Origin of the sequence: Streptomyces sp. NPDC050732, from assembly GCF_040654255.1 — a bacterium.
In the GTDB taxonomy this organism is placed as follows: domain Bacteria; phylum Actinomycetota; class Actinomycetes; order Streptomycetales; family Streptomycetaceae; genus Streptomyces.
Map to the genome: position 1 here is coordinate 61,438 of NZ_JBFAHP010000024.1, position 23,293 is coordinate 84,730.

Annotated in this window: 21 protein-coding genes and 2 pseudogenes; 11 read left to right on the forward strand and 12 right to left on the reverse strand. The window is 71.1% G+C overall.

All coding sequences use genetic code 11. The annotated features are described in order from the left end of the window. Nucleotides 1-37: 37 nt before the first annotated feature. Nucleotides 38-214 (reverse strand): hypothetical protein, encoded by a 177-nt coding sequence (locus tag AB0H82_RS22345; RefSeq protein ID WP_362995297.1) that lies wholly within the window; start codon nucleotides 212-214, stop codon nucleotides 38-40. Between the two features lie 547 nt (nucleotides 215-761). On the opposite strand from AB0H82_RS22345, the gene AB0H82_RS22350 reads away from it, so the two are divergent. Then, nucleotides 762-1,109, forward strand: a complete 348-nt coding sequence (locus AB0H82_RS22350) for a hypothetical protein (RefSeq protein ID WP_362995299.1) — start codon at nucleotides 762-764, stop codon at nucleotides 1,107-1,109. Nucleotides 1,110-1,589: 480 nt separating this feature from the next. On the opposite strand, the gene AB0H82_RS22355 is transcribed toward AB0H82_RS22350, so the two are convergent. Continuing rightward, nucleotides 1,590-2,153, reverse strand: a complete 564-nt coding sequence (locus tag AB0H82_RS22355; RefSeq protein WP_362995301.1) for a hypothetical protein — start codon at nucleotides 2,151-2,153, stop codon at nucleotides 1,590-1,592. A 765-nt stretch (nucleotides 2,154-2,918) separates the two neighbouring features. After that, nucleotides 2,919-3,083 (reverse strand): hypothetical protein, encoded by a 165-nt coding sequence (locus AB0H82_RS22360; protein ID WP_362995303.1) that lies wholly within the window; start codon nucleotides 3,081-3,083, stop codon nucleotides 2,919-2,921. A gap of 75 nt (nucleotides 3,084-3,158) precedes the next feature. Here AB0H82_RS22360 and AB0H82_RS22365 point away from each other — a divergent pair, with 75 nt between their 5' ends. Continuing rightward, nucleotides 3,159-3,383 carry a hypothetical protein gene (locus tag AB0H82_RS22365; RefSeq protein ID WP_362995305.1) on the forward strand — a complete coding sequence of 75 codons (225 nt, stop codon included), beginning with the start codon at nucleotides 3,159-3,161 and terminating at the stop codon, nucleotides 3,381-3,383. Between the two features lie 188 nt (nucleotides 3,384-3,571). Here the strand turns inward: AB0H82_RS22365 and AB0H82_RS22370 are convergent, their stop codons facing one another. Next, a complete protein-coding gene (locus tag AB0H82_RS22370; RefSeq protein ID WP_362995307.1) occupies nucleotides 3,572-4,090 on the reverse strand; it encodes a hypothetical protein in 519 nt (172 codons plus the stop codon). A gap of 164 nt (nucleotides 4,091-4,254) precedes the next feature. Between AB0H82_RS22370 and AB0H82_RS22375 the strand changes: the two are divergent. Continuing rightward, nucleotides 4,255-5,074, forward strand: a pseudogene (locus AB0H82_RS22375) (glycosyltransferase). On the opposite strand, the gene AB0H82_RS22380 reads toward AB0H82_RS22375, so the two are convergent. Beyond that, the gene (locus AB0H82_RS22380; protein ID WP_362995309.1) at nucleotides 5,071-5,694 is read right to left on the reverse strand and encodes a hypothetical protein; all 624 of its coding nucleotides are present in this window, start codon (nucleotides 5,692-5,694) and stop codon (nucleotides 5,071-5,073) included. The pseudogene AB0H82_RS22375 and the gene AB0H82_RS22380 sit on opposite strands and share 4 nt — an antisense overlap. A 468-nt stretch (nucleotides 5,695-6,162) precedes the next feature. On the opposite strand from AB0H82_RS22380, the gene AB0H82_RS22385 reads away from it, so the two are divergent. Continuing rightward, entirely contained in the window at nucleotides 6,163-6,954 is a 792-nt protein-coding gene (locus AB0H82_RS22385; RefSeq protein WP_362995311.1) for a fused MFS/spermidine synthase, read from the forward strand. Here the strand turns inward: AB0H82_RS22385 and AB0H82_RS22390 are convergent. From AB0H82_RS22390 to AB0H82_RS22405, 4 genes are all read right to left on the reverse strand, one after another. Then, a complete protein-coding gene (locus AB0H82_RS22390) occupies nucleotides 6,916-8,232 on the reverse strand; it encodes an MFS transporter (RefSeq protein ID WP_362995313.1) in 1,317 nt (438 codons plus the stop codon). The genes AB0H82_RS22385 and AB0H82_RS22390 overlap by 39 nt on opposite strands. Before the next feature lie 148 nt (nucleotides 8,233-8,380). Beyond that, complete coding sequence (locus tag AB0H82_RS22395; RefSeq protein WP_362995315.1) at nucleotides 8,381-9,481, reverse strand: hypothetical protein; 1,101 nt, start codon at nucleotides 9,479-9,481, stop codon at nucleotides 8,381-8,383. Nucleotides 9,482-9,592: 111 nt separating this feature from the next. Beyond that, the gene (locus AB0H82_RS22400) at nucleotides 9,593-10,678 is read right to left on the reverse strand and encodes a hypothetical protein (protein ID WP_362995317.1); all 1,086 of its coding nucleotides are present in this window, start codon (nucleotides 10,676-10,678) and stop codon (nucleotides 9,593-9,595) included. Nucleotides 10,679-10,776: 98 nt separating this feature from the next. After that, entirely contained in the window at nucleotides 10,777-11,769 is a 993-nt protein-coding gene (locus AB0H82_RS22405) for a hypothetical protein (protein ID WP_362995319.1), read from the reverse strand. An 81-nt stretch (nucleotides 11,770-11,850) separates the two neighbouring features. Between AB0H82_RS22405 and AB0H82_RS22410 the strand changes: the two genes are divergently transcribed. The 4 genes from AB0H82_RS22410 to AB0H82_RS22425 all read left to right on the forward strand — a co-directional run bounded on the left by AB0H82_RS22410 (nucleotide 11,851) and on the right by AB0H82_RS22425 (nucleotide 17,817). After that, nucleotides 11,851-12,309, forward strand: a complete 459-nt coding sequence (locus AB0H82_RS22410; protein ID WP_362995321.1) for a DUF4442 domain-containing protein — start codon at nucleotides 11,851-11,853, stop codon at nucleotides 12,307-12,309. A gap of 472 nt (nucleotides 12,310-12,781) precedes the next feature. After that, nucleotides 12,782-15,286: a beta-glucosidase gene (locus AB0H82_RS22415; RefSeq protein WP_362995323.1), complete on the forward strand. Its 2,505-nt coding sequence runs from the start codon at nucleotides 12,782-12,784 to the stop codon at nucleotides 15,284-15,286. Beyond that, nucleotides 15,283-17,034, forward strand: a complete 1,752-nt coding sequence (locus AB0H82_RS22420; protein WP_362995325.1) for a carboxylesterase family protein — start codon at nucleotides 15,283-15,285, stop codon at nucleotides 17,032-17,034. Before AB0H82_RS22415 ends, AB0H82_RS22420 begins: the two co-directional genes overlap by 4 nt. 99 nt (nucleotides 17,035-17,133) lie before the next feature. After that, complete coding sequence (locus AB0H82_RS22425; protein WP_362995327.1) at nucleotides 17,134-17,817, forward strand: DedA family protein; 684 nt, start codon at nucleotides 17,134-17,136, stop codon at nucleotides 17,815-17,817. A 1-nt stretch (nucleotide 17,818) separates the two neighbouring features. On the opposite strand, the gene AB0H82_RS22430 is transcribed toward AB0H82_RS22425, so the two are convergent. Further along, nucleotides 17,819-18,352 carry a gamma carbonic anhydrase family protein gene (locus AB0H82_RS22430; RefSeq protein ID WP_362995329.1) on the reverse strand — a complete coding sequence of 178 codons (534 nt, stop codon included), beginning with the start codon at nucleotides 18,350-18,352 and terminating at the stop codon, nucleotides 17,819-17,821. Between the two features lie 134 nt (nucleotides 18,353-18,486). Between AB0H82_RS22430 and AB0H82_RS22435 the strand changes: the two genes are divergently transcribed. The 3 genes from AB0H82_RS22435 to AB0H82_RS22445 all read left to right on the forward strand — a co-directional run bounded on the left by AB0H82_RS22435 (nucleotide 18,487) and on the right by AB0H82_RS22445 (nucleotide 20,530). Further along, nucleotides 18,487-19,224: an acyltransferase gene (locus AB0H82_RS22435; protein ID WP_362995331.1), complete on the forward strand. Its 738-nt coding sequence runs from the start codon at nucleotides 18,487-18,489 to the stop codon at nucleotides 19,222-19,224. Between the two features lie 89 nt (nucleotides 19,225-19,313). Continuing rightward, on the forward strand, nucleotides 19,314-19,898 hold the full coding sequence (locus AB0H82_RS22440) for an XRE family transcriptional regulator (RefSeq protein WP_362995333.1): 585 nt from the start codon (nucleotides 19,314-19,316) through the stop codon (nucleotides 19,896-19,898). A gap of 65 nt (nucleotides 19,899-19,963) precedes the next feature. Further along, nucleotides 19,964-20,530, forward strand: coding sequence for a YbaK/EbsC family protein (locus AB0H82_RS22445; RefSeq protein WP_362995335.1), 567 nt, complete (start codon nucleotides 19,964-19,966; stop codon nucleotides 20,528-20,530). Nucleotides 20,531-20,557: 27 nt separating this feature from the next. Here the strand turns inward: AB0H82_RS22445 and AB0H82_RS22450 are convergent. Both AB0H82_RS22450 and AB0H82_RS22455 read right to left on the reverse strand, forming a co-directional pair. Further along, nucleotides 20,558-21,729: pseudogene (locus tag AB0H82_RS22450) on the reverse strand (acyl-CoA dehydrogenase family protein). Further along, complete coding sequence (locus tag AB0H82_RS22455) at nucleotides 21,726-22,922, reverse strand: CaiB/BaiF CoA-transferase family protein (protein ID WP_362995337.1); 1,197 nt, start codon at nucleotides 22,920-22,922, stop codon at nucleotides 21,726-21,728. The pseudogene AB0H82_RS22450 and the gene AB0H82_RS22455 overlap by 4 nt, the downstream one beginning before the upstream one ends. Nucleotides 22,923-23,293 lie beyond the last annotated feature (371 nt).

The window sequence follows — 23,293 nt, forward strand, 5'->3', positions numbered from 1 at the left end:
ACCCTAGACCGGGCGCACGCCGCTGACGCAAGCGGAGTCAGCTGTGCTCCGACTCTTCCCTGGCCTTGCGCACGGAGTCCGCACGGGATGCCGGACACTTCGGCCGTTGCGAAGCCGGAGCCTCCATTGATGAGTGCGCGCCCATCTGGCGGTGGCGTTCGGCTGCTGCGCTGGCCTTCTGCTGTTCGCGGTTCTGCTCTTTGTCCTTCGCCATGGTTCGCATCCTCCTGTCGACATCTCGGAGCCGCAGAGAAGCCGAGTGACGAGTGCCGTCACCACAACGTTTCGGGGGGGGGGCCACCGTGACCGCACGCCGCAACCGACCGGCGGGTGACCCAGGCGTGGTGTGACCGTGTGGTTGTTCACCGGGCGCCAGGCTCGACCTTGGATGGCCGACATAGACTCGAACGCGTGAGCGGCGCATGCTGGAGTAGCCGGGCGTGCATCCCGCACCGCGGCCGATCACTTTGACGTCATGGCCTCCAGTGCGCCCGTTGTGATTTACCCACCCGACGAAGAGGGCGGACGCCCCGTCCGTATCGACGGAACGATCCTCGTTGATCGAGTGGAGGGGCGGCAGCCCGGAGGACTGGACGATGATCGGCGAGCGCGGCAGCCGAGAGATGTGACGAGCGGGGACGCCCTTCCTTCGGCTGAATGGGCTACAGCGAATCGTTTTCCCGGATTGATCGCGTGTAACGGCAGCCTGTGCACGGACAGACTCAGGCGTCCCTAACGCCTCTTTCCCAGGAGTCTGCTTCATGCGCCTTCGTCGTTCTGCCACCGCTGCTCTTGGAGCTCTCACGCTGGCCCTGACGGTCCCCACCTCGGCCAGCGCTGCCGACGGGCAGTTCCGCTACACCTATCTGACCGACGAGGGCTATGAAGCGGTTGGCTTCCTCAACAACCCGCCGAGTGGGGAGTGCATCAATCTCTATGGCGTCGGCTCCAACGATCTGCGCCCGGGGTACTCCCCGAAGAACCGGACAGATGCCACGGCTGTGGTCTTCCTGAACGCCGACTGCAAGGGTGACACCTTCTTCTCCCTGCGCCCCCATACCGGTGGCGGATCGGAACGCTTGAAGGTGCGCTCGGTCGTCTTCTCCTGACCGGGGCTGCAAGCGGGGGGGCTGTACCCCGGGGCAGGCCACCGCGGCGTGCACGGTGGCGGATGGCGTCGTCGAGGCGCTCGATGTTGGTCGGGCGAGTTGACTCGACATGCCCGCGCCCGTGTCAAATGGATCGGTCGTGGCCTTGGCCGGTCCACTCGTGGCGTCGGCCTTGGTGATCGTCAGGAGTGAACCGGCTCGAAGGTGTCAGGGTGTTCGCCGTCTGCTCACGTATCGGGCGACTCGCCTGGCGCCTGCGACTACCGGTACCACGGCGATGCCTCCGCCCAGACCCCACAAGATGCAAGCTGCCCAGGACTGATCGCTCACGCTGAAGCCGAGGAACGCTCCCATGGCGGCCAACACTGCAAGCGAGGCGGTCCGCTCGGCACCGGCGTGACGATCCTTCAAGTCATCTGTCATCGCAGTTCTCCTCACGAGTCATGTCGTCGGCGTTTGGAAGGGTGACAGCGGCGCCTGTCAGTCGAACAGGCCGCCGACGACTCCGGCGACGGCTCCGCCCAGACCTCCTGCGACAGCCCCCGGGATGCATCCAGCTCCTCCTCCGGCGACGGCGCCGCCCACGCACCCGCTGGCAAGTCCCATGGCGGTGCCCTTGGCGGCGTCGTTCACCCACTTGGGGTCGGCGACGACGGGGAAGGCTGTGGAGTTCGTGGTCCGTACCGACTGGATGAGGGTGTTGCCGTCGATGCGGTAGCTGGTGGGTATGGGCTTGCCGGTAGCGTCCTTGGCCCAGGGTGTAGCGAAACCGCCGAGGAGTGTGCCGTTCTTCGCGACTGCGGCGACGGCGCCGGTGTCGAGCTTGACCAGGCGGGCGCCGTCGGGCAGGCCGATGTCGTAGCGCTGTTCGCGCGGAGCGGCGGCGTTCTTGAGGACGGTCAGGGCGCGGATGCCGCCGTCAGTGGTGGGCTGGATCGCGAGGTCGGTGGCCTTGGCCGCCCCGGGGGTAGACGGTGGTGTTCTTGCCGCCTCTGGTGCCGATGACGTTGTTGCTGCTGGGAAGGGCGATTGATACGGCGTCACCCGTCGCGGCGACAGTCTTCGCGTCCCCCGTGGAACGCCGGGGGATCGTGGTTCCTGAGGCCGGGGCCGGGGCGATGCCGGCGGTGCCGGTGGCCTTCTCTACCGTGGCCGCAGTGCCTTCGACTGCAGAGGGGGCCTCGCTGGCCATGGCCAGCGAAGCGGCTCCCAGGGTGAGGGCGGCCGTGCTGACGGAGGCGACGACGCCGCTCACTATGCGCTGACGGTGGTTCATGGAAAACCCTTCGTGGACGGTGCGCGGGCCCCGGCGCAGCCGGTGGAGGGGGTGGCTGGCGCCGGGGTTGTGATGACCTTGGCATGCGCAAACGATCATGGGAAGGGTGTTCAACTGAGCTTGGCGAAGATGAGGGCTTTGGTCCTTGCGTTTGCCTGCTTATCAGGACCATAGTCATCGCACTTTCGAGACCCTTAGGTGTTTAGTGCTGGCTTTTGCCGTCTGCTGCTCCTTCCGTCATGCGGCGGCGAGTCCCCTCTCCGTCCAGATGCACCCGCAACCTGTGCGGTGGGCGGCTGCCGCCCTTCGCCGCCGTGGACGTCGATTGCACCGCCGCAATCACAGCGTCGTTCGGGGGCGCGGCGCTGTGCGGCGATGTCGAGGGCCCTCTCAACGCGTTCGGCCGCGCCCGCGGCGACGGCCGCGATCTGTTCCTGTTCCACCCCAGTCAGCCACCGGAACGGGCCCGGCCGGTCCTCGACCCGGGCCGACAGCCACAGGGCCGTGTACGGGACGGAGTGCCGGCGGCCGGTTCACCTCCATCGACGCGGGTCCATGGCGTCGGCGCGGGCGACGGCGTTGCGCCGCTCGCGGTCGGCGGTCGGCCACGTGTGAGGGGCGGGCCGCATGGGTGGCCGCTGGACGGAGCCGGTGATCTGGTCGGCGATGTCGTGGAAGGTGCCCTCGATGGTGCGCATCGTGTCGAGGACCCCGAGGTGGACCGGGGCAGGGCACTCGCCGAGCTGGTCGGCGGAACGTTCTAGCGAGCGGAGATGGGCGGCCTGGTGGCGGTCGTACTCCAGCTGGTCGGCATCGAGTTGGTCGAGGCGGGCGAGGCAGCGGACGAGGCGCGGCGCATCATCGAGCTGTCGGGGGAGCTGTCCTCCGACCGCACAGCGGCCCGTACCCGCGTCGTCCTGGAGCGACTGCAGCCGTATGCGGCCGTGCCCGCGGTGTGCAGCGTCCTCGCTGAGCACGGGCACCTGCCCCTGACATGAGGAAAGACCCGCTCTTACCCGGAGGCGAGAGGAGGTCTGCGTCGCGGGTACTTGCTGTGGGCGGGGTCGAGAGCGGCTGTGTCGGGGCCCGGCTCGACCAGGTCGGGCTGTGGTGTCCCCGTACGGCGGCGGACAGAGGCGGTGCCGTCGTCAGCCCTCCTTCGTAGGGGGTAGGCGCGCGGCTTTATCTAGAATCCGACTGGGCAGACCTTGAGGCCGATGGAGCGGGCCTTACGGATGGATTCCGTTGCGTACTCGCCTGCTTTGTCGAGGTGATCATTCGCCTTGTCCACGTTGCCCCGTTGTCCCCAATTGATCGCTATCTCATATTCTCGCGCAGCCGAGTCTGCTCCGTAGTATGAGTCATTTACTGCCTCTTCCAGCGCTGAAGGGAGCTCCACTGCTCCCCAGTCCCTGAGCCCTGGCCGGATTATCGCGATGCGTCGTTGCAGGTACTGCGTGTACACGGCGGCAGGGGCGCCGACAGGTTCTTTACCCAGCGACTGCAAGCTGGGGAGGTAGTTCGCACATGCCTGATCTGACTGGCTTACGTACTCGCCCTTGTCGAGCGTGTCCTTACCCTCCGAGAAAATTGCCCAAGCAATGGGGATCGCCGCCAAGACGAGCCCGATGACGCCGATCACCACGGCCTTATCCCTTACGGGGTGGCCGGAACGCTGGGGGTCAGCGTTGTTTGCGTCACTCATTTTGGCTCTTTTCGCACTTCGCGTGAACTGTCCTGAAACAAACTACGGTCACTTGAACTCGTTCTTCTAGACGGAGTAATGAGAGCGCTCGGAGCGCGCCGGGGGCGTGTGTCTGTTGCCCCACGCGGGGGGAATCGGGCGAGGTGGTGTACGGCTAGGTATCCGTGGCGAAGCAGAACGTGCCGCCTTCGCGCATCGTGATCGTCGGCAACGGCTCGCCCCTGCCGGACTTCCCGGATCTACCGGGCGAGGTGACGGTCGTCGAGAACGAGGAGAACCTGGGCTGCCCCGGCGGCCGCAACACCGGCATCGCCAGGCTCCGGAAGTTCGGCGACATCGACGTCGTGGTCGAGCTGGACGACGACGGCCTCCTCGTCCAGGACGACGTCTTCCGTCGTATCCGTGACCTGTTCACCAGCGACCCGTGCCTGGGCGTCGTCGGCTTCCGCATCGCTGATGAGAACGGGGAGACCGCGCGTCGCCACGTCCCGCGGTTGCGCGCGAAGGATCCCCTGCGGAGAGGCCCGGTGACCGCGTTCCTCGGCGGCGGGCACGCCCTCGCGATGCGGATGCTGGACCGGATCGGCGACTGGCCTGCGGAGTTCTTCTTCACCCATGAGGAGACCGACCTCGCCTGGCGGGCCCTGGACGACGGATGGAAGATCCTCTACGAGCCCGGGTCGCTGCTCCAGCACCCCAAGACGTCCCCGGCCCGGCACGCGGTCTACTACCGGATGACCGCCCGGAACCGGGTCTGGCTGGCTCGTCGTCACCTGCCTGCCCTTCTCGTGCCGGTGTATCCGGGGGTGTGGATCCTGCTCACGCTCGGTCGGACCCGTTCGGCGGCCGGATTGAAGGCGTGGGCGGGGCTTCGCCGAGGGCCTGCGCACTCCTTGCGATGGGCGCCCTTGCAGTGGGCGCCGACCGATGCGTTGGCGGACCGTGGTCCGTATGACGCGGCTCGGGCGGCCCCCGGTGGTCTAGCAGGACTCTTCGAACTTCACCGCGGTGAGCGTCACCGGCCGCCCGTCGAGCGCGGCGCCCGCGGTCGGCTGTTGCGAGCAGACCTTCCAGTTCGACTCCATGAGGATGAACCGGCCCTGCCCGGACGCGTCGTTGACGGTGATGCTCGTCCCGGAGTCGAGGGCGCCGCGCGCGACCTTGACGGCCTTGCCCTTGAAATCGGGCATCTTCGCACCCGCGGCCCGGGGCTCCTCGGCGCCGGCGTCCTTGGCCGGGCAGGTCTCGTCGAGCTTGACCGTGGCGAAGTCGACCTTCGTGTCGGTCGGGTGGTTGCCGGCCTTCGGGGTCTGCGAGCAGACCTTCCAGTTCCGGTCGAATGCCTGCATGCGGTCGCGGCCGAGCGCGTCGTGTGACGTGAGGCCGTAGAAGCCTGCTTCCTGCGCCTGGTCCTGTGCGGACTGCAGGCCCTTGTCGGCCATGTCGGGCAGTGCGGCGCTCTCGGCCTTCTCGCCCGTGTCCCCGGTGGCGGCGGGCTTGTCCTTGCCGGTGCCGGTGCTGGAGTCCTTCTCGGGGCCGCAACTGGTGAGTGCGAGCAGGCCGGCGCCGGCGATGAGTGCGGCGATGGTGGTGCGGGTGTGCATGATCCCCCCTGGGATGCGCGTGTGCTGAAGGAGCATCATGCGATATGTGGAGAGACCATGGAGCCGTACTGACGCTGCTGTGACACGTACGGGTCCGGAAACGGGTCAGGCCTGCACGCCGACGGGCCTGTTGTGGCTGGGCAGGCCGGATCTTCGACGAGCGTCCCGAGGGCGGTGCCGCGGACGTCCCGGACGGTATTGGTGGCGCCCGCCGGTTCTGGCTCGGCGGTGGGTTCAGCGTGTTGGACGGGCGTCCCCCCCCCCGACTCGTTTGTGACGTTCAGGTCCGGCACCCGGGCGAACGGAAGCGGCTGTGCCCGGTCGGTACGGCTCTCAGGGCGAGCAGGCACAATGGACGGTGTGGACGCGCAGGAGTTCGAGGGTGGGGCCGGGGTCGAGAGTTCCGGTGGGGGCGGGGACGAAGCGGTTCCGGTGATTCGGGAGGTTGATCACGGGGTCGCCAAGCTCATGCCCGACATCGACCGGGCGCGGGCCTGGCTGCTCACGGTCGACGGGGCGCCGCAGTCGTACGTCGACCTGGACGAGCCCACGCACCTGGAGTTCGAGTACGCGCGTCGGCTCGCCCATGTCCTGGACACCGCGGCCGAGCCGGGTGCCCCGCTCGACGTCACCCACCTCGGCGGCGGCGCCCTCACCCTGCCCCGCTATCTCGCCGCCACCCGCCCCGGCTCCCGGCAGCACGTGGTCGAGGCGGACCGGGGGCTGCTCTGGCTCGTGGAGGAGCGGTTGCCGTTGGGGGCGGCGACGGGGATCCGTGTGCACGGCGCGGACGCCAGGGAGTGGCTCGACGCGGCGCCGGACGGCAGCGCCGACATCGTCGTCGCCGACGTCTTCGGGGGCTCACGCGTGCCCGCCCACCTCACCACGGTCGCGTACGCGCGGACCGCCGCCAGGGTGCTCCGCCCGGACGGGCACTACACCGCGAACCTCGCCGACGGGGCGCCCTTCGCCTTCCTCCGTTCCCAACTGGCCACCTTCGCCGAGGTGTTCGCGGAGCTCGCGTTGATCGCGGAGCCGTCCGTGCTGCGCGGGCGCCGCTTCGGGAACGCGGTGCTGGTCGCCGCGCACCGGCCCATCGACGTCGCCGCGCTGGCCCGCCGCACGGCGTCCGACGTCTTTCCCGCCAGGGTCGAGCACGGTGACGCGCTGCGTCGCTTCATCGGGGATGTGTGTCCGGTGCGCGACGAGGACGCGGTCCCCTCACCCGAGCCGCCCGACGGCGCCTTCTCCATCGGCTGACGGGTCGGCGGCTCCGCGCGACACGGGCTTGGCCGAGGCGACCACCTCCGTCGTACGCCGTGTCAGGTTCCGTACGTCGGGGACGAACAGCACGGCCGCCGTCACCACGACCACCAGCGCCGCGCAGCCCCACAGCGACGCGGACCGGCCGAAAGCGGACTCCGCGGGGCCGGCGAGCGCCGTGGCCAGCGGCACCATCGCGACCGAGCCGAACCAGTCGTAGGCGGCGACGCGCGACAGCTTCTCCTCCGGTATCTCCTGGTGCATCGCGGTCATCCAGGAGACGCCGAACACCTCGATCGCCACACCGCTGACGAACATCACCGCGACGAGACCCGACACGGGCAGCGGCACCGCGAGGGCCGCCGAAGGGGCGGCCAGCGGGAAGACGCAGAGGGTGCCCGCGAACAGCAGCCGCCGAGGCTTCCACCGCGTCATCAGGAACGCCCCGCCGACCGTGCCCGCCCCGAACGCGCCGAGCGCCAGGCCCCACGGCCCCGCGCCGCCCAGCTCGTCCCGCGCCACCAGCGGCCCGAACACCGACTCGGCGGCCCCGACCACCGCCACCACCACCGAGAACTGCGCCACGATCGACCACAGCCAGGGACGGCCCGTGAACTCCCGCCAGCCGTCCCGCAGATCGGCGACGAGCCCGCCGCCGGGCGTGCGTTCCGGGATGTGGCTGACGTCGAGGAACGACCGCAGCGCCCCCGCGACCGCGAACGCCGCCGCGTCCACGGCCAGCACCCAGCCCGGACCGATCGCCGCGACCATCAGGCCGCCGAGCGCGGCCCCGCCGAGCCCGGCGCCCTGCATCGCCATGCGGTACATCGCGAAGGCCTTGCCTGCCTGCTCGCCACTGACCGACGACATCAGCATGCCTTCGGCCGCGGGTCCGAAGAAGGCCTGGCCGACGCCGCCGAGCCCGGTGAGCAGCATCATCTGCCACAGCTGTGGTTCGCCCGCGAGGACGAGGGCGGCGAAGGCCGCCTGGGACGCGCAGTTGAGGGCGTTGGCCGCGACCATGACGTGATGGCGCGGCAGCCGGTCGGCGACCGCCCCGCCGATGAGCAGGAACAGGACGAGCGGCAGGGTCCGCGCGGCGGCCACGAGCCCGACGTCCCCGCCGTCGCCGCCCGCGTCGAGAACCGCGAACGCCGCCGCGATCAACGCCCCGTGGCTTCCGAGGTTCGTCGCGATCGCGGCGGCGGTCAGCAGTGTGTAGTTGCGGCCCGCCCAGGAGGGGCGGGAGCGTTCTGCGGGGGCGGGATTCGTCACCCCGGGACTGTCCCCGGCAAGTCGCCGGCTTGGCAAACCGTTTTGGCGGTTCGTCGGCACGTCGGTTCGTCGGTTCGTCGGGGAGCAGGACCCTCGGGCCCGTGGCGCAGGACCCACGGCCCGTGGCGCAGGCCTCGGGCCCCGAGGCTCAGGACTCTTCGGACGCCGCCTTGCTCCACCGGACGGTGCTGAGGATCTTCTTCACCGTGGCGTCGGGCACCTCGTCCTTGACGCCCTTGGCGCCGTAGAGAGTCCAGGCCACGTACTCGCCGGCCTCGTTCTTGAAGCCGAACGTGGTGGCCTTGCCCTCCGAGTCGCACTTGGCCGATGTGGAGGCGCCGGACGTCGTCGACGTGGCGACGCTGCCCTTGATGCCGGCCTTGGTGGTGAAGTCCTCGATCTTGCCGATCTTGATCTTCTTCTTGTCGGCCTTGGTCTGCTCGGTGTAGCCGCCGAAGACCCACCAGGCCGAGTCGTTGCGCGCGATGTCCTCGGTGTTCTTGGCGCCGTTCTGGCCCTTCGTACCGACCGCGGCGAGCGAGGTGTCGTCGGGCTCGCCGTCCTTGTCGTCGTCGGACGTGCACCACTTGTCCTTGAGGATCGCGGGCGCGGACATGCCGATGATCGTCTTCGCGCCGTCGTCCTTGCGGTCGTCGAAGGCGATGAAGGTGTCCGGCGTCTTGACCTCCCAGTCGGGCGGGACGTCGAACGCGGTGCCCCACTTGGGGTTCACGACGACCTGCCAGCCGTCGATCATCGGCTTGTCGTCGTCGCCCTCGCCGCGCGCGTTCCCGTCGTCGGTGGCCGTCGGGCTCGGCTTCTTCGACACGGACTTCGAGGGCTTCGCCGGACCCGCCTCGTCGCTCTCGCCGTCGTCACCGCCGAGGACCAGGAACCCGGTGACGCCGGCCGCCACCACCACGGCGAGCGCGGCGACGATGGCCGTGACCTTCGTCTTGTTGCCGCCGCCACCGCCCTGCCCGCCGGTGCCCTGGACGCCGCCCAGGTGCTGCGGCGGTACGGGCGGCGGTGTCGGGGCCGCCCAGTGCGAGTGCTCGGGCTGCGAGTAGCCGCCCGGCTGCGGTTGCTGGCCGCCGCCCAGCGGCTGCTGGTATCCGCCCGCGGGCTGCTGCTGGTACCCCGGCTGCTGGTAGGGGTTCGGCTGCTGGTATCCCGGCTGCTGATACGGGTTCTGATTCTGGTCCTGCGGGTTCTGCTCGCCCCCGGGCGGCTGCTTTTCTGGCCACATGGCCAGTAACCATAGAGGTGCCGGGGGGCGAGGTGCCATGCGCGCCCCCTGAGGCGCGGATGCCGGGGCGCCGGGGGAGGGGAGAAGCCGTGGGGAAAGCGGAGGAAAGCCTCAGGATTCCGTCGGTTCTCCGTGGGTGCGCACCGTGCTCAGGATCTTCATGACGGTCTCCTCCGGTATCTCGTCCTTCACGCCCGTGGCTCCGTAGAGGCTCCAGGCGACGTAGTCACCGGCGGAGTTCTTGAAGCCGAAGGTGATCGCCTTGCCGTCCGTGGCGCACTTGCCCTTCTGCGGCGTGTCGGTGGACTTGGCGCGGGCGATGCTGCCCTTGATGCCGGACTTGGTGGTGTACGGCTGCGCCTTCTCGTCGGAGGTGAAGCTCTTCTTGTCCGGCTGGGTGTAGCCGGCGTACACCCACCAGCCCACCTGGTTCACCGCGACCTCGTCGGTGTTCTTCGCGCCCTTGGCGCCCTTGGTGCCCACGGCGGCGAGCTCGTGGTCCTCGCTCCTGCCGTCCTTGTCGTCGTCGGTGACACACCACTTGGACCGCAGGTACGCGGGTGCCGACATGGTCATCAGCGGCTTGCCCGTCTTCACGTCCTCGAAGGCGATCGCCGAGCCGGGGTTCTGCACCTCCCACTCGGGCGGCACGTCGAAGGCGGTGCCCCACCGGGGGTTCACCACGACGTGCCAGCCCTTGACGGTCGGCTTCAGGCCGTCGTCCGTACCACGCTCGCTGTCGTCGCCGTCGTCCACGGCGGGGCTCGGCGCCTTGGAGTCGGCCTGCGCGGGGGCGTCCGCCTTTGCGGCGTCTTTGTCGTCCCCGCCGCCGAGCACCAGGAATCCGGTCACACCGGCGGCCACGACCACGGCGGCCGCCAGCACCATCGAGATGATCTTGACCTTGTCTCGCCCGCCGCGTCCGCCGCGTCCATTACTGCCATCACCGCCGTCACCGCCGGTCCTGCCCGGTGCCTGCGGCACGGCCGCGGGCACGGTCGGGGCGCTCCACTGCCCCTGCTGCCCGCCCACGGGCTGCACCGGCTGCTGCTGGTACGGGTTCGGCGCCTGGTATCCCGGCTGCTGGTACGGGTTGGGCTGCTGGTATCCCGGCTGCTGGTACGGGTTCTGTCCCTGGTTCCGAGTCGGGTCCTGCGGGTTCTGCTCGCCCCCGGGCGGCTGCTGTCCTGGCCACATGGCCGGACACGATACGGGGCACCGTCGAACAAGATCACATCCGCCCCCGACGCGTGGCCCGTCCCTGGCGCATGGCGGGCCCGGCCGCCCGGAGGGGCTCAGTCCTGGACGGGTTCGTACAGGCGCACCGTCGCGAGGATCTTCCGCACGGTCGCATCCGGCAGCTCGTCCTTGACGCCCTTCGCGCCGTGGAAGGACCAGGACGCGAATCTGCCCTCAGGAGTCTTGAAGGCGAACACCGTGGCCTTGCCGTCCGAGTCGCACTTGTCCTGCTTCTCGGCTCCGGATGAACTGGCGCTCACCAGGCTGCCCTTGAGGCCGGACTTGGTGGTGTACGTCTCGGTCGGCCCCGTCGTGACCTTCTTCCTGTCCGGCTGCGTGTACACGCCGTAGACCCAGTTGGTCGCGTCGTGCCGCGCGGCCTGCTCGGCGCTCTTCACGCCGTGCCCGCCGCGCGTGCCCGCGGCCGCCAGGGTCGTGTAGTCCTTCGTGCCGTCCTTGTCGTCGTCGCTCGCGCACCACTTCTCCTTGAAGTAGGCGGGGGCCGCGTACGCGGCGAGGAACGGTGCCGAGTCGTCCTCGGCGTCCTTGTCCTCCACGACGCCGCCGGCCCAGTCCCGCGAGTCCAGGGACCACTCGGCGGGCACGTCGAAGGCGATGCCGAGCTTGGGATTGACGACGACCTTCCAGCCGGGGACCGTCGGGTCGGGCATGCCGTCCCCGGTGCGGGGGTTCGCGTCGTCGGAGGCGGCCGGGTCCGGCGAGACGCCGGCCTTCGCCGGGCCGGGCTTCGCGGTGTCGTCCTTGTCGCCGCCGAGGAGCAGGGCGCCGGTCACGCCCGCGGCGACCACGACGGCGCCGGCCGCGACGAGGGCGATCACCTTGGTCCGGTTGCCGCCGCTGTTGCCGCTGTGGGTGCCGGGCATGGTCGGGGCGTTCCACGGGGCCTGATGCGAAGTCCCCTGCGGAGGCTGTTGCCCGTACGGGTTGGGCTGCTGGTATCCCGGCTGCCGGTACGGGTTCTGTCCCTGGTCCCGAGTCGGGTCCTGCGGGTTTCGCTCGCCCCCTGGCGGCTGCTGTCCTGGCCACATGGGCGTCAACGATAGGTGACGGTGATCTACGCAGAGGCAGGTCCTGGTCAAGGTCCCTACTCGTGGGTAACATCGCGTGCCATGAGCGCAGAACAGATGTCGATCGGCGAGATGCTCGCCGCCACGGTTCCGATGGCCCGAACCCTGAACCTCGAATTCCGGGAGACCGCGCCGGACAAGGCCGTGGTGGCCCTGCCCGACCAGAGCGACTACCACAACCACGTCGGCGGCCCGCATGCCGGCGCCATGTTCACGCTGGGCGAGTCCGCGAGCGGGGCCATCGTCCTCGCCGCGTTCGGCGCGGAGCTGTCGCGGGCCGTGCCGCTCGCCGTCAGCGCCGAGATCGCGTACAAGAAGCTGGCCATGGGGCCGGTGACCGCCACGGCGACCCTCGGCCGCCCGGCCGCCGACGTGATAGCCGAGCTCGACGCGGGCGAGCGCCCCGAGTTCCCGGTCGCCATCGAGATCCGGCGCGAGGACGGCGCCGTGACGGGCGAGATGACGGTGGTGTGGACGCTGCGACCCAACAACCCCAGCTGAGCCGGTCGGGCCGACCCTGAGCCGGTCGGGCCGACCCTGAGCCGGTCCGCCCGGCCCGAGGGCGCCAGGCCGCCTGGCCGGGCCCGGGTTGCCGCCCGTGGTCGCGTTCCGTAACGCGACCACGGGCGGCTTCGCGTCGTGGGCGCTCTGTCGGTGCCTGCCTGGAATGGGGCGCCAGGTCATGACCCGGGACCTCGGCGTCGCCGTCTGCTCCTGCGAGGAGCTTTCCCGTCTCGTCGCCTGGGTCAACGGCGACTGGAGCTGAGCTCCGCTTCTTGTACAACTTATTGACACGAGTCATCGTCGGTCATAGTTTTCCCGCCGCCACACGTGGTGCCTAACGGTGTGTCAAGTCCCCTCTGCCGCATAGTGCGTTCAAAGGGCGAACGACGACCCGCCACTGGCACGTGTACACGCTTCGCTCCGCACAGTCGTGTTCGCGCACAACAGGCACAGAAGGAAGTGACGGCTCATGTCCGACTCCGTGTCCCGGCGGTCAGTCCTCGGACTGGTCGGCGGTGCGATCACCGTGGCGGCCGCGGCCACCACCGGTGCGGCGGCGCCCGCACACGCGGCGCGGGCGGCGCACGCGGCAGCCCGTGCCGGACAGGGCCCCGGCGCGGGACACCGCGTCGAGTCGCTCGTCCGCAGACTCACGCTCGACGAGAAGACCTCCCTGCTGCACGGCGCGACCGACCCCAAGGGTCTCGGCCAGGCGGGCTACGTGCCCGGCGTGCCGCGCCTCGGCATCCCGCCGCTGCGGCTCGCCGACGGCCCCGCCGGCGTCCGCGTCGCGGCCCGCGCCACCGCCCTGCCCGCCCCCGTCATGCTCGCCGCCGCCTTCGACCCGGCACTCGCCCGCCGCTACGGCCGGGTCATCGGCCGCGAGGGACGCGCGCTCGGGCAGGACGTGCTGCTCTCGCCGATGGTCAACCTCATCCGCACCCCGTACGCGGGCCGCAACTTCGAGACCTTCGGCGAGGACCCGCTGCTCGCCGCCGACATGGTGTCCGAGGAGATCAGGGGCATCCAGGGCGAGGGCCTCATCGCCACCGTCAAGCACTTCGCCCTGAACAACCAGGAGAAGGACCGCGAGTCCGTCGACGTGCGCGCCGACGAGCGGACCATGCACGAGACGGAGCTGCGCGGGTTCGAGGCGGCGGTCGCCGCGGGCACCGGCGCCTTCATGGGCGCGTACAACAAGGTCAACGGCGTTTTCGCCTGCGAGAGCAAGGCGCTGCTCAGCGACATCCTGCGCGAGCGGTGGGGGTTCGAGGGGTGGGTGATGACCGACTGGTTCGCGCAGCACAGCACCGTCGCCGCCCTCGCCGCCGGGCTCGACATGGAGATGCCCGACGGCTCCTACTTCGGGTCCGCCCTGAAGAAGGCCGTGCGGAACGGCAGCGTGCCCGAATGGCAGATCGACCGCTCGGTCCGCCGGATCCTCGGCGTCATGGAGCGGTTCGGGCTGCTCGACGCGCACGTGCCGGCGCGGCCGCGACGCGATCCCGAGGCGGGCAGGGCGGTCGCCCTCGACGTCGCCAAGGCGGGCGCCACACTGCTGTGGAACGTACGCGGGGCGCTGCCGCTGGAGGGTCGCGCGGCGCGCGACATCGCCGTCGTCGGACCCACGGGCCGCCACCCGTTCGTCAGCGGCGGCGGCAGCGCGCACGTCATCCCCGACCGGGCGGCGAGCCCCCTCGACGCCATCACCGCCAGGGCCGGGCGCGGCGCCGACGTCACGTACGCGCTGGGAGAGGACCTCTACGGCAAGGCCATCCCGCGGCGCGCGCTCAGCCCCGGCATCGACGCCGAGGGGCAGCGGGTCGCCGCGGGCAAGAAGTGGACGTACGAGGGGAAGCTGACACTCGACGAGCCCGACGAGTGGACGCTCGTCATCCACTACTCGGGCGAGCGGCCCACGGTGGAGCTGGACGGCAAGGAGCTCTACCCGAAACTGCCCGGCGTCGCCGAGTACTTCTCCGGCGGCCTCGTCTCCACCGCGCCCGACGGGCTCAACGTGCGCCGCGCGACGCTGAAGCTCACCCGCGGCGGGCACCGGCTGAGGATCAGCGCGAAGGGCGGCGACCAGGGGCAGACGTTCCGGCTGCGGCGCGTCACGCGCGCCACCCGCGCGGCCGATGTCGCCGAAGCGGCGCGGGCGGCGCGCGGCGCGCACAGCGTCGTCCTGTTCGCGTACGAGGACGCCACCGAGGGCCAGGACCGCACGACCATCGCGCTGCCCGGCCACCAGGAAGCGCTGATCAGGGCCGTGACCGCCGCCAACCCGCGCACCACCGTAATCCTGAACACGTCGTCGGCGACCTCCATGCCGTGGCTGCGGCGGACCGCCGCCGTGCTGCAGATGTACTACCCCGGCCAGGAGGGCGCGGCCGCCACCGCCGCCGTCCTGTTCGGCGACTGCGACCCGGGCGGCCGGCTCACCCAGTCCTTCCCGGTGGACGACGACCACCACCCCATGGCGGGGAACCCGCGCCGCTACCCGGGGACCGGCGGCGTCGAGGAGTACTCGGAAGGCGTCCACGTCGGGTACCGCTGGTACGACGCCGAAGGGGTGCGGCCGCTCTTCCCCTTCGGGCACGGGCTCTCCTACACCACCTTCGCCTACGAGGGCCTGGCGGTCCGCGGGGCGGGGCGGCACGTGGACGTGAGCTTCACCGTGCGCAACACCGGCAGACGCGCCGGCATTACCGTCGCGCAGGTGTACGTCGGCCCTTCCCCCGACCTGGACCTGAGCCAGGCCGAGCGGGTGCTCGGCGGCTACCGGCGGGTCGAACTGCGCGCGGGGGCGTGGCGGCGCGTCACCGTCCGCGTCGACCGGCGGACTCTCTCGGCCTGGGACGTGAAGCGTCACGACTGGGTGCTCGGCACCGGCCGACGGACCGTTCAAGTGGGAACATCAGCACGTGACTTGACCCTCTCCACGACCACCGTCATCAAGGGAGCCGGTTCATGAGGAAAAGGTTCACGAGGAAGATGAAGAGGTGCACGACGACGAGGAGAAGCGCGCGGGCCGCACACGGCCGGATACGCCGCGCCGCGTCGCTCGCCGCCGCCCTGGCGGCCGGCGCGGCGGTCTCGCTGGTGCCGCTCCCGGCCGCTCAGGCTGCTCAGGTCGCTCAGGTTGCTCAGGCCGCGACGACCGTTCAGGCCGCGACGACCGGCCGCGCCGCGACCGGACCGGCCGCCACGGACAGCACGCTGGTGCGTACCACCGCCGGCTGGGTGCGGGGCGAAACCACCGCTGAGGGGCGGCAGTTCCTCGGCATTCCCTATGCCCGGCAGCCCGTCGGCGCCCTCCGCTGGAAGGAGCCGCGCCCCGTGAAGGCCTGGGACGGGGTGCGCCGGGCGACCGCGTTCGGCAACCGGTGCGTGCAGACCGCCGGTTGGGACCCCGGCTACGAGAACCCCAGCCACACCGAGGACTGCCTCGATGTCAACGTCTACGCGCCGAAGGGGCAGGCGGCGAAGCAGCGGCCCGTGATGGTGTGGCTGCACGGCGGCGGGCTGACCGCGGGCGCGGGCGAGGACATCGTGCCCGACACCTTCGCCCGCAGGACCGGCGCCGTCGTCGTGACCGTCAACTACCGCCTCGGCGCCATGGGGTTCCTCGCCGGCGAAGGCCTCGACGGCGAGACGTCCGACGGCGTGTCCGGCAACTACGGGCTGCTCGACCAGCAGGCCGCCCTGCGCTGGGTGCGCGCCAACATCGGCCGCTTCGGCGGCGACCCGCACCGCGTCACCATCGCGGGCGAGTCCGCGGGCGGCCGCTCCGTCTGCACCCTGCTCGCCTCGCCCACCGCGCGCGGCCTGTTCCGCGCGGGCATCGTCCAGAGCGGCGCGTACGGCGACTGCGCGGCCCGCGGGCGCGAGCGGGCGGTCACCGACGGCGCGGCGTTCGCGAAGAAGGCGGGCTGTCCCGACCCGCGGACCGCCCTCGCCTGTCTGCGCGGCAAGCCCGCGAAGGACATCCTCGCCGCGCAGGCCGGCTTCGACTGGGGACCGGTCGTCGGCGGCGCGTTCCTGCCGGTCCAGCCCGAGGAGGCGTACGAGAAGGGGACCGCGGCCCGCGTACCGGTGCTGAACGGTGCGAACAGTGACGAAGGCACCCTTTTCGCCTTCGCCCAGTTCGACGGCCAGGGCAGGCCGCTCACCGCCGAGCGGTACCCCGGCGCGCTCACCGACGCGTACGGTCCCGAGCTGGGCGCCCGGGTCCTGAAGAGGTATCCGCTCGACGCGTACGCCTCGCCCACGCACGCGTACGCCGCGGCCCTCGGCGACCGGATGTTCGCCTGTACGGCGCTGCGCATGAACACGGCACTCGCGCACCGCGGGCCCGTCTACGCCTACGAGTTCGCGGACCGCACCTCGCCGCCCTTCGCCTCGCTCCGCGAGCTGGACACCGACTTCGACTTCGGCGCGACGCACGTCAACGAGGTGCAGTACCTCTTCAAGCACTTCGGCCTGACCTCGCCGCTCGACGCCGGACAGCGGGCGCTCGCGGAACAGATGGTCCAGTACTGGGGCTCCTTCATCCGCGGCGGAGTGCCGCGCGCCGACGGCGGGCCCGCCGCTCCCGACCAGCGCACCCGGCCCGGGCAGGTGCTGTCCCTGCGCACCGCGTCCGCGGGCGGCAGCACGATCAGCACGACGGTGCACGACGAACACCGGTGCGACCTCTGGGACACCGTTCCCGCCGGGTGATCCCGGGCCGGTGATCCCGTCCGGGTAGGCTGCCCGGCGTGCGTGGCCGAGAGGCGCGCACGCCGGGCAGACACACTTGAACCACGGGAGGAACCGGCGTTGCACGTCCAGGAATGGCTGGAGCACGTCCCAGCCGTCAGCATCTACGCGCTGGTGGGCCTTGTCATCGGACTGGAAAGCCTGGGCATTCCGCTGCCCGGTGAGATCGTCCTGGTCTCCGCGGCGCTCCTCTCCTCCCAGCACGGCGACATCAACCCGGTGATCCTCGGGGCGTGCGCCACCGCGGGCGCCATCATCGGCGACTCCATCGGCTACGCCATCGGACGCAAGGGCGGCCGCCCACTCCTCGCCTGGCTGGAACGGAAGTTCCCCAAGCACTTCGGCGCCGCGAACGTGGCGACCGCCGAGCGGTCCTTCCAGAAGTGGGGCATGTGGGCGGTCTTCTTCGGCCGCTTCATCGCCCTGCTGCGCATCTTCGCCGGGCCGCTCGCGGGCGTCCTGCGCATGCCGTACTGGAAGTTCCTGATCGCCAACGTCCTCGGCGGCATCGTCTGGGCGGGCGGCACCACCGCCGTCATCTACTACATCGGCGTGGTCGCCGAGGACTGGCTCAAGCGGTTCTCGTACGTGGGACTCGGCATCGCCGTGCTGATCGGCGTCGGCTCGATGCTGTTCGTCAAGCACCGGGCGAAGAAGGCGGCGGCGGAAGCGGAGGCGGCGGCCGCGGAGCCGACCGCGCCCGCGACGGCTACCGAGCCCCAGCCGGTCCCGGTCGCGGACTGACTCACTCCGCGGCGTGCGCGTCCCGGTGGGCCCTGGCCAGCTCGACGTACATCGTGCCGTTGAGCGAGATGCCCTCGCGCTCCTCGTCGGTGAGCGGCCTGCGCACCTTGGCGGGCACGCCCGCGACGAGTGAGCCCGGGGGCACGTGCATGCCCTGCGGCACCAGGGCCTGCGCGGCGACCAGGGACCCCGCGCCGATCACCGCGCCGTTCAGGACGGTGGCGCCCATGCCGATCAGGCAGTCGTCCTCGACGGTGCAGCCGTGCAGCACGGCGTTGTGGCCGACCGAGACGCGCTCGCCGATCGTGATGGGGAAGCCCGGGTCGACGTGGAGGCTGCAGTTGTCCTGGATGTTGCTGTCGGTCCCCACGACGATCGGCCCGCAGTCGGCCCGCAGCACCGCGCCGTACCAGGTGCTCGCCCCGGCGTGCAGCGTCACCTCGCCGAGCACGACGGACGTCGGCGCGGTGAAGGCGTCCTGATCGATCTTCGGGTCCTTGCCGCCGATGCCGGTGATGAGTGCCTCGTGGCCCATCGGATGTCTCCCTCTTCCGTACGTCGTCACGCCTGACGGCACCGTACGGGAACCGGCGCCTCGTACCGCCGCGTGGGGTGAAGATCACAGGGCAGGGGCCTGCGGGCCCCCGGGGCACTGAGTAACGTGAGCGCGTGCCGAAGAACAGGAACACGTTCTCATCCCTTGCCGCCGCGCCCCGCCGGCTCGCGCAGCGCGCCGTCCACGCGGGCTGGGACTGGGTGCAGCGCACCGGCGCGGTCACGGCCGCGCACCCGGGGCGGCTGCGGTTCGGCGCGATCGGCGAGGGCACGAAGCTCGCCTTCCCGCAGGGCACGGTCTTCGGGGAGCCGTGGATCAGGATCGGCGACCACTGCATCGTGGGCCAGCACGTCACCCTCACCGCGGGGATGATGCCGGACCTCGACCTCGGACCCGACCCGATCCTCCGCATCGGCAACGGCGTGGTGCTCGGCCGCGGCAGCCACGTCATCGCGGACACGACGGTGACGATCGGCGACGACTGCTACTTCGGCCCCTATGTGTACGTGACCTCCACCAACCACTCCTACGACGACCCGCACACCCCCATAGGCAAGCAGTGGCCCCGCATGGACCCGGTCGAGATCGGTCCCGGCTGCTGGATCGGCACGGGTGCGGTGATCCTGCCGGGGGCCCGGATCGGCCGCAACGTGGTGGTGGCCGCGGGCGCGGTCGTCCGGGGCGAGGTCCCGGACCACGCCGTGGTGGCGGGGGCGCCCGCGCGGGTCGTGCGGACCTGGGACGCGGAGCAGGGGTGGCAGCCGCCGCTGCGCACGCCCGCGCCGGTGCCGATCCCCGACGGCATCACGCCGGAACAGCTGATCGCGCTCGGCGAGTTGGGCGAGGCCTGAGCCACTTGTGGGCCTCGCAGTACAGTGTGGTGGACCATCCGGGCTCATCAGGTGCACCGCACGGCAGAACGCAGAACATGGACGGGAATGTGTCGGATCTCGATCAGCTGACCCAGTCGCTCGCGCGCAACCTCAAGCGGTGGCGCAACGAGAGGGGCTTCACCCTCGACGCCCTGGCGGCCCGTGCGGGCGTCAGCCGCGGCATGATCATCCAGATCGAGCAGGCCAGGACCAACCCCAGCGTCGGCATCACGGTGAAGCTCGCGGACGCGCTCGGCATCAGCATCACCACGCTCCTCGACTACGAACAGGGTCCGCACGTCCGCCTCGTGCCGCCGGAGCAGGCGGTGCGCATGTGGTCCACGGACGCCGGCAGCAGCACCACCCTCCTCGTGGGCACGGAGGCGCGCGGGCCCTTCGAACTGTGGTCCTGGCACCTGATGCCGGGCGAGGGCAGCGACTCCGACGCGCACCCGCCGGGCACCGTCGAGCTGCTGCATGTCTCACGGGGTCAGCTGACCCTCCTCGTGGACGGCGTCGAGCACGCCGTGCCGGCGGGGACGGCCGCCACCTTCGAGGCCAACGTGTCGCACGGCTACCACAACAGGGGCGCCGAGCCCGTGGAGATGACGATGTCGGTGTCGGTGCCGCCGGCCCACGCGGGCTCCTACTGAGGGCCGTCGATCCGTTGTCGAGGGCAGCCGATCCGCCGTTCCCGCGGGGCTGTTAGCGTGCCGCCATGCGTGCTCCTCTCGGTGAATTCGACGTCGTCCGCCCCGCCCCCGAAGCCCTCGGCCTGCTCGTGCCCCCCGTCGCGGATGCCGTGCGCGGCTGGCTCGACCCCGTCCCCGCCGACGAGCTGATCCATGTCGACACCGACCCGCGGTGGGCCGACACCGCCACCTTCCTGGAGCACTACGGCCCCGAACTCCTGGCCCAGTCGGCCAACTGCGTCGTCGTGGCGGGCAAGCGCGGCGGCGAGACGACGCTCGCGGCCTGCGTCGTCCTGTCCGGGACGCGCGTCGACGTGAACGGCGTCGTGCGCCGCCGACTCGGCGCGCGCAAGGCGTCGTTCGCACCGATGGAGACGGCCACGGGCGAGACCGGCATGGAGTACGGCGGCATCACACCGATCGGGCTGCCCGCCGCGTGGCCGCTGCTGGTCGACGCCGCCGTCGCCGACCTGCCGTACGTCCTGGTGGGCAGCGGCAGCCGGCGCGGCAAACTCATCGTGCCGGGCAAGGTGTTCGCCGGGCTGCCGAACGCGGTCGTGCTCGAAGGGCTCGGCGTCGCTGTCGACGGGTGAAGGGCGTCGGGTGCGCCGCGCGGCGGCTCACGGCTCCAGGCCGCCCAGCGCCACCAGTTGACGGGCTATCACATTGCGCTGGATCTCGTTGGTGCCCTCACCGACGATCATCAACGGCGCGTCGCGGAAGTACCGTTCGACGTCGAACTCCGTCGAGTAGCCGTGGCCGCCGTGGATGCGGACCGCGTCCAGGGTGATCCGCACGGCCGTCTCCGAGGCGAAGAGCTTGGCCATGCCCGCCTCCATGTCCACGCGCCGCCCCGCGTCGGCCTCGCGGGCCGCGTGCAGCGTGAGCTGGCGGGCCGCCGACAGCGAAGTGGCCATGTCCGCGAGGTAGTTGCCGATGGACTGGTGCCGCCAGATCGGCACGCCGAACGACTCGCGTCCTGTGCGTAGCGCAGCGCGTCCTCGAACGCGGCGCGGGCCACCCCCAGCGCGCGGGCCGCCACCTGCAGCCGCCCCGTCTCAAGCCCCTTCATCATCTGCCCGAACCCCGCACCCTCGACGCCGCCGAGCAGCGCGTCCGCAGGGGCGCGGTAGCCGTGGAACGACAGCTCACAGCTCTCCACGCCCTTGTAGCCGAGCTTCGGCAGGTCGCGCGAGACAGTGAGGCCGGGGCCGTGCTCCACGAGCAGCACGGAGATGCCCCTGTGCCGGGGCTCGGCGTCCGGGTCGGTCTTGCAGAGCAGCGCGATCAGCTGTGAGCGACGGGAGTTGGTGATCCATGTCTTCACGCCGTCGATGACGTATCCGCCGCCGTCCTCGTCCCGCCGGGCGACCGTGCGCAGCGCCTGGAGGTCCGATCCGCCGCCCGGTTCCGTCAGCGCCATCGTGGCGCGCACCTCGCCGGTGGCCATGCGCGGCAGCCAGCGCCGCCGCTGTTCCGGGGTGCCGAAGAGGAGCAGCAGCTTGGTGACGACCGTGTGGCCGCCCATCGCACCCGCCAGGCTCATCCAGCCGCGCGCCAGCTCCTCGGTGACCAGGACGTAGCAGGGGGTGGTGACGGGGGTTCCGCCGTACTCCTCGGGGACGGCGAGTCCGAAGACGCCGAGCTTTTTCATGCCGTCGATGAGGGCGGCCGGATAGGTGTCGGTGTGCTCCAACTCCCGTACGACCGGCCTGACCTCGCGGTCGACGAAGTCGCGGACGGTCGTGACGACCAGCCGCTCGGCGGGGGAGAGGGCGTCCAGGGAGCTCACCGGCAGACTCCCGCCGCGCGGAGCCGGGCGATGTCGTCGGGGCCGCGGCCCAGTTCGGTGAGGATCGCGTCGGTGTGCTCGCCCGCCGCGGGCACCGGGTCCATGCGCGGGGTGACCCCGGAGAGCCGGGCCGGCGGCAGCAGGGCCTGCACGGGCTCGGACGTGCCCGGCACCCTGATGTCCTGCCAGCGGCCGCGCTCGGTGAGCACCGGGTGGGCCAGGAACTCGTGGACCGAGTTGACCCCGGCGTTGGCGATGCCCGTGCGGTCGAGCAGCTTCGTGGCCTCGTCGCTGCCGAGTTCCGAGAAGCGTGCGGAGATGATCGCGTCGAGCGCCTCGCGGTGCGCCACACGGTCGGACCCGGTGGCGAAGCGCGGATCGCCGGCCAGCTCGGGCCGCCCGATGAACTCGGTGCACAGAGCGTCCCATTCGCGTTCGTTCTGCACCGAGAGCAGCACGTCCTTGCCGTCGGCCGCGGTGAACGGGCCGTACGGCGCGACCGTCGCGTGCCGGGCACCGACGCGGGGCGGCTGGATGCCGCCGTAGCGCGTGTAGTAGGCGGGCTGGCCCATCCACTCGGCGAGCGCGTCGAAGAGGGACACCTCGACGGCCGGCGCACGCCCCGTCGTCGCCCGCGTGAACAGCGCCGACAGGATGCCGCTGTACGCGTACATCCCGCCCGCGATGTCGGCGACCGAGATGCCGACGCGGGCGGCCTCTTCCGGGGTGCCGGTCAGCTGCAGGAGCCCGGTCTCGGACTGCACGAGCAGGTCGTACGCCTTGCGGTCCGCCCAGGGGCCGTCCGTGCCGTAACCGCTGACCGTGCACGGAATCAGGGCCGGGTGGCGGTCCTGCAGCTCTTCGGCGCCGAGGCCCATGCGGGTGGCAGCGCCCGGGGCGAGGTTCTGCACGAACACGTCCGCGCCCGCGAGCAGCTCCTCCAGGATCTCCCGGCCGCTCTCCGACTTGAGGTTGAGCGTGAGCGACTCCTTGGACCGGTTGAGCCAGACGAAGTAGCTGGCCTGTCCGTGCACGGTGGTGTCGTAACGGCGGGCGAAGTCGCCGCCGCCGGGGCGCTCGACCTTGATGACCCGCGCCCCGAGGTCGGCGAGCTGGCGGGTGGCGAAGGGCGCGGCGACGGCCTGCTCCAGGCTGACGACGGTGATGCCCGCGAGAGGGAGGGGAGGTGGCATGCCGCGTTTGTACGGCCAAAGGTGGGGTGGGTCAATGGCGCGCCGGCGAGGGGTGTGCGGGGTGGGCCGGATCTTGCGGGGGCCGCTACGGCTGTCGTAGCCGCAGTTCAGGCGGTGGGGGCGCACATCTCGGCCTTCGGCACGTGCAGGGGCGGACGGCCTGCCGGATCCCGGGGCGCGGAGGGCCCGCCCCGACGCGTGCCGGGCGGCTCGTTCCCGACGCGTGCCGGACGGCGGGCCGATGCACGGCTGAAGCGCGCAGTTCAGCCGGTGACGTCACGGTGCTGCTTGGGCGGGGCGGGTATGTGTCCGCCGCTCGCCGCTCGCCGCTCGACTTTCCGACCCATGTTCCCTGTCGGCTCCCCGTCCCC